Genomic DNA, 5487 nt, shown 5'->3' with positions numbered 1-5487 from the left:
CGAGTACGCCCCGGCGCGCGGCTGCGCGTACGGGTCGGCCTGCGGGCGGGGCCGGGTACGCGGATCGGCGTACCCGTCGGGGGCGCCGCCGGGACCGCGGTGCCACTGGCCGGGCTCGGGCTCGGGCTCAGGCCAGGGCAGGGCGGGGGCGGGCCGGTCGGGCCGGTCCCAGCCGCGGGGCTCGGCGCTGCCGTAGGGGTCGAGGTGGGACATCACGCACCGGGTGGAAGCGGTACGAGATCGACCACATGACGCACAACCACAACCATCCCCTACCCGCGCGACTGTTCCGTCCGGTTGACCGGCTGGACGGCCGGCCGATCCCCACCGTTCACCGCAGGGTGGCCGGGAATCGTGCCGAGCCTACTGCACCCACCCGTCCTGCACGGCGGACGATGGTCCACCCCGGGGGTCCGGGCGGCCGTCCGCGCGTCGCGATCCACGGACGCCTATCCGACCGGCCGACTGGACGAACGGCGGAGGACCGCCGCGTCCCGTCGGTGGTCGGCTGGCCGTACACCACGCCGCTGGCGTGAACGGGGAAGGGAGCAGCACGTGCGCAGAGTGAGTCTGGTATTGCTGGCGGTCGTCACCGCCGTCCTGGCGGTGACGCCGCCAGCCGTCGCGGCGACGCCCGACGCGCAGATCCGGATCGAGCACCGCACCAGCGAGTTCTACCCGTACGACCCCAGCTTCGACGGCGGCGGCCCGGAGTACCCGGCGACGGTCGTGCGCGGCACGGTGCGGAACTGCCCGACCGGCATCTACTTCCTGTCGGCCTCCCTGACCCAGGACGGCCTGCCGGCCCGCTGGGCCACCACCGCGCGCGGCGCCGGCGAGATCATCTGCGACGGCGGCACCGAGATCGTCGTCATGGGCTTCTACCGGGCCGAGCCCGTCGTCCTGCACCCGGGCCGGGCCACCGTCCGGTTCGAGCTGCACAGCGCCACCGACGGGGTGACCCTGACCGAGACCACGCGCACCGTCCGGATCCCCCGCTGAGGCAACCGACAGAGGCCCGTCCCCGGTCGGGGGCGGGCCTCTTCGTGTCATCCGGGACGCCGGGCGTCCACTGCCGGGACTAGACCTCCAGCAGTTCGGTCTCCTTGTGCTTGACCAGGTCGTCGACGGCGGAGACGTAGCGCTGGGTCAGGTCGTCCAGCTCCTTCTCGGCGCGGCGACCGTCGTCCTCGCCGACCTCGCCGTCCTTGACGAGCCGGTCCAGCTCCTCCTTGCCCTTGCGGCGGATGTTGCGGATGGCCACCTTGGCCTCCTCACCCTTGTGCCGGGCAACCTTGATCATCTCGCGGCGGCGCTCCTCGGTCATCTGCGGGAGCAGGATGCGCAGCTGGTTGCCCTCGTTGTTCGGGTTCACGCCGAGGTCGGAGTCGCGGATCGCCTTTTCCATGGCGTTGATCTGCGAGTTGTCGTACGGCTTGATGATCGCCATGCGCGGCTCGGGGACGGCCACGGACGCCATCTGGGTCAGCGGGGTGGGGGTGCCGTAGTAGTCGATGATGACCTTGGAGAACATGGCCGGAGTGGCGCGACCGGTGCGGATGGCGCCGAACTCCTCCTTGGCGTGCTCGACCGCACGCTCCATCTTCTCCTCGGCCTCGAGGAGGGTGTCGTCGATCACCGGTCTCCTCGCCTCCTTCTGTGCTCGTCGTGGGCTTGTGGTGTCGCCAGGACCGCTGTGGTCGGCCGGAGGACCGCTCAGGCGGTGATCAGAGTGCCGATCTTCTCGCCACCCACGGCCCGGATGATGTCGTCGCCCTGCGCGCCGAAGACCAGCATCGGCAGGCCGTTCTCCATGCACAGGCTGAACGCGGCGGCGTCGGCGACCCGCAGGTTGCGGCGCAGCACCTCGGAGAAGGTGATCGAGTCGAACTTGCTGGCGGTCGGGTCGACCCGCGGGTCGGCGGTGTAGACGCCGTCGACGCCGTTCTTGCTCATCAGCACCACGTCGGCACGGATCTCCAGCGCACGCTGGGCGGCGACCGTGTCGGTGGAGAAGTACGGCATGCCGGCACCCGCGCCGAAGATGACCACGCGGCCCTTCTCCAGGTGCCGGATGGCGCGCAGCGGGATGTACGGCTCGGCGACCTGGGCCATCGTGATCGCGCTCTGCACGCGCGTCTCGATGCCCTCCTTCTCCAGGAAGTCCTGCAACGCGAGGCAGTTCATCACGGTGCCGAGCATGCCCATGTAGTCGGCCCGGGCCCGGTCCATCCCGCGCTTCTGCAGTTCCGCGCCGCGGAAGAAGTTGCCGCCACCGACCACCACCGAGACCTGCACACCGCGACGGACGACGGTGGCGATCTGCCGGGCGATGCCCTGCACGACGTCGGGGTCGACGCCGATCGCGCCCCCGCCGAAGACCTCGCCGGAGAGCTTCAGCACCACCCGACGGGCCCGGCCGGGGGGCGGCGCCGTCGGATCGTCCGCCGCCAGACTCCGGTCACTCACAACCTGCGTCATCCGCCCCGCCCTTCCCCATGCGCACACCCCGTGCGCCGCGTACCGCGAAACTGCCGTAGCCGACCCTATGTGACGAGGAGGCCGCGGTGCCTGTCACGTACACCGGCGGCCTCCTCGTCGACGTTCTGCTGTCCACGGACGCGCGACGCGCCCGAGGAGCGGCTCAGGCCTGGCCGACCTCGAACCGCACGAAGCGGGTGACCTCGATGCCGGCCTCGGCCAGCATCTGCTTCACCGACTTCTTGTTGTCGGCCACCGACGCCTGCTCGACCAGGACGTAGTCCTTGAAGAAGGCGTTCACCCGGCCCTCGACGATCTTCGGCAGCGCCGCCTCGGGCTTGTTCTCCTCGCGGGCGGTCTGCTCGGCGATGCGCCGCTCGGACTCGACGACCTCGGCCGGCACCTCGTCGCGGGTGAGGTACTTCGGCCGCATGGCGGCGACCTGCATGGCGACGGCGCGGGCGTCCGCGTCACCGGCCTCGTCGGTCTTGCCGGCGTACTGCACCAGCACGCCGACCGCCGGGGGCAGGTCCTGGCTCTTGCGGTGCAGGTAGACGGCGGTGGTGCCCTCGAGCTTGGCGAACCGGTTGAGGACCAGCTTCTCGCCGATCTTGGCGGACTGCTCCTGGACCAGGTCGGCGACGGTCTTGCCGTCCAGCTCGGTGGCGAGCAGCTCCTCGGCGGTGCTGACGCCGGCCCGCTCGCCGTGCTCGACCAGCTGCTGGGCGAGCGCGATGAAGGCGTCGGTCTTGGCGACGAAGTCGGTTTCGCAGTTGAGCTCGAGCAGCGCCTGGCCCGAGTGCGCGACGAGACCGTTGGCGGCGGTGCGCCCGGCCCGCTTGCCGACATCCTTGGCGCCCTTGACGCGCAGGATCTCGACGGCCTTGTCGAAGTCGCCCTCGGCCTCCGTCAGCGCCTTCTTGCAGTCCATCATGCCGGCGCCGGTGAGGTCGCGGAGCTTCTTGACGTCCGCGGCGGTGAAGTTGGACATGGCTCTCTCTTCGGTGTTGAGACTGCGGGTGGGATGGTCCTGGTGCCGGTTACCCGGATCCGAGCCCGATGTGCCCGGCGTACCCGCCGCTCCCCACCGTCGGCGAAAACGGACGGTGGGGAGGCGGCGGTGCGGTCACTCCGCGGCGGCGGTCGCCGGCTGCTCGGCCGGCTGCTCGGCCTGCGGCGCGGCGGGCTGCTCGGTCGGCTGCGCGGCGGGCTGCTCGGCCTGCTGCGCCGGCTTCTCGTCGGCCTTCTTCGGCTCCTCGAGCAGCTCGCGCTCCCACTCGGCCAGCGGCTCGTCGGAGGCGACACCCGGCTCGGGCTTCTCGTCGGCGCCCCGACGACGGCCGGAGCGGGCGATCAGGCCGTCCGCGACGGCGGCGGCGACGACCCTGGTCAGCAGCTCGGCCGAACGGATCGCGTCATCGTTGCCCGGGATCGGGAAGTCGACCTCGTCCGGGTCGCAGTTGGTGTCGAGCACCGCGATCACCGGAATGCCCAGCTTGCGGGCCTCGTCGACGGCGATGTGCTCCTTCTTGGTGTCGACCACCCAGATCGCCGACGGAAGCTTCTGCATGTCCCGCAGACCACCAAGGGTCTTGGTGAGCTTGGTCTTCTCGCGGAACAGCTGCAGGGTCTCCTTCTTGGTGTACCCGGCGGCGGTGCCGCTCAGGTCACCCAGGGCCTCCAGCTCCTTCATCCGCTGCAGCCGCTTGTAGACCGTCTGGAAGTTGGTCAGCATGCCACCGAGCCAACGGTGGTTGACGTACGGCTGGCCAACCCGGGTCGCCTGCTCGGCGATGGCCTCCTGGGCCTGCTTCTTGGTGCCGACGAAGAGGATGCTGCCACCCTCGGCGACGGTGCCGCGCACGAACTCGAACGCCTTCTCGATGTAGTCGAGGGTCTGGCGCAGGTCGATGATGTAGATACCGTTGCGCTCGGTGAAGATGAAGCGCTTCATCTTCGGGTTCCAGCGCCGGGTCTGGTGCCCGAAGTGGACACCGCTCTCCAGCAGCTGGCGCATGGTCACGACGGCCATGGTGGGGTACTCCTTGCAGTCCCTGGTTGTTCCGCCCGGCCGGCGGCCGGGCATCCTGGCGCCCGGTCGTCGGCCATGGCGGGCCCGATCAAGATCGGGACCAGGGAGGCCGTCGCCCCACGTCAATTCGTGGAGAAGGCGCGCGAGGTCGACCGCGCGAGGCGGTCGCCAGTCGACCAGTGTACGCCCCTTCCCCGCCACCGACGCCTCGGGTGCGCGGAACGGGTCGGACCGCCCAGGCCCGGCGTACCGCCGGGAGCCTTTCGGACGCGCCACCCGGTTTGCGCCCGGCCGTCCGTTGCGTCCCGAAGGCGCCGCCCCACGGGGCCAGGCCGGGTCAGCGGGCGGCGAGGGCGGCGGCGACGAAGAGCACCAGACCGACGGTCAGATAGGCCGTCGGCGGGCGCAACCACCCCCGGCTCCCCTCCGCCAGCGACAGCCCGCCGGTCCGCAGCCCGTACAGGCCGATCGCGAAGATCGGCAGTCCGCAGACCAGGAAGGTGCCCACCACGACGTTGGCGGCCGAGACGGGGTCCCCGGTGACGCCGGTCAGCAGCACCCGCAGCGCGGGAAGCTCGAAGACCGCGACCAGCAGGGCGAAGAGCACCGCCAGCGCCGGACGGCGGGTCCGGTAGACCCCGTCGCCGGCCGGTGCGCCGGGATGCGGTCCCACGACCGGCGGGTACGCCGGCAGCTCCCCCGGCGGGAGATCGCCCCGGGGGCCGATCGGCGGCATCGGCCCGGTCGGCATCTCCAGCGGGTGCGGCGTGTCGCCCCCGCGCGGGGGTTCGACGATCGGGTAGCCGCCCACCGGGGCCGGGCGGGTCGCCTCCGCGCCCCGCTCGACAGGGCCCGCACCGGCCAGCGCGTCGGCGCCGGACACCGAGACGGCGTCCCGGGCGGCGCGACGGCCGGCGGACAGCTCCCCCGAGGTCTCAGGATCCGGGTCGGCCCGGCGAGACCGGCTCGCCCGG

Annotated in this window: 5 protein-coding genes and 2 pseudogenes; 1 reads left to right on the top strand and 6 read right to left on the bottom strand. The window is 71.6% G+C overall.

Features of this window, described 5'->3' with window-relative positions; translation table 11 throughout:
* A pseudogene (locus tag NCC78_RS26805) lies at window positions 1–213 on the bottom strand (phosphatidate cytidylyltransferase); the annotation flags it as partial.
* A gap of 342 nt (window positions 214–555) precedes the next feature.
* Here NCC78_RS26805 and NCC78_RS26800 point away from each other — a divergent pair.
* Window positions 556–1002 (top strand): hypothetical protein, encoded by a 447-nt coding sequence (locus NCC78_RS26800; RefSeq protein ID WP_250797949.1) that lies wholly within the window; start codon window positions 556–558, stop codon window positions 1000–1002.
* A 79-nt stretch (window positions 1003–1081) separates the two neighbouring features.
* On the opposite strand, the gene frr is transcribed toward NCC78_RS26800, so the two are convergent.
* The 5 genes and pseudogenes from frr to NCC78_RS26775 all read right to left on the bottom strand — a co-directional run.
* On the bottom strand, window positions 1082–1639 hold the full coding sequence (gene frr / locus NCC78_RS26795; protein ID WP_250797947.1) for a ribosome recycling factor: 558 nt from the start codon (window positions 1637–1639) through the stop codon (window positions 1082–1084).
* A 77-nt stretch (window positions 1640–1716) separates the two neighbouring features.
* On the bottom strand, window positions 1717–2481 hold the full coding sequence (pyrH, locus tag NCC78_RS26790; protein WP_250797946.1) for a UMP kinase: 765 nt from the start codon (window positions 2479–2481) through the stop codon (window positions 1717–1719).
* Window positions 2482–2644: 163 nt separating this feature from the next.
* Window positions 2645–3472, bottom strand: a complete 828-nt coding sequence (tsf, locus tag NCC78_RS26785; RefSeq protein WP_250797945.1) for a translation elongation factor Ts — start codon at window positions 3470–3472, stop codon at window positions 2645–2647.
* Between the two features lie 135 nt (window positions 3473–3607).
* Entirely contained in the window at window positions 3608–4513 is a 906-nt protein-coding gene (gene rpsB, locus NCC78_RS26780) for a 30S ribosomal protein S2 (RefSeq protein ID WP_250797943.1), read from the bottom strand.
* Between the two features lie 337 nt (window positions 4514–4850).
* Window positions 4851–5487 (bottom strand): annotated as a pseudogene (locus tag NCC78_RS26775) (hypothetical protein); the annotation flags it as partial.

Origin of the sequence: Micromonospora phytophila, assembly GCF_023656545.1 — a bacterium.
In the GTDB taxonomy this organism is placed as follows: domain Bacteria; phylum Actinomycetota; class Actinomycetes; order Mycobacteriales; family Micromonosporaceae; genus Micromonospora; species Micromonospora phytophila.
This window is presented reverse-complemented; position numbering and strand designations above follow the sequence as displayed.

Bases quoted from the DNA above. Each gene is read 5' to 3' on its own strand.
- pyrH (WP_250797946.1), bottom strand. From the start codon at position 2,481: ATGACGCAGGTTGTGAGTGACCGGAGTCTGGCGGCGGACGATCCGACG.
- tsf (WP_250797945.1), bottom strand. From the start codon at position 3,472: ATGTCCAACTTCACCGCCGCGGACGTCAAGAAGCTCCGCGACCTCACC.
- rpsB (WP_250797943.1), bottom strand. From the start codon at position 4,513: ATGGCCGTCGTGACCATGCGCCAGCTGCTGGAGAGCGGTGTCCACTTC.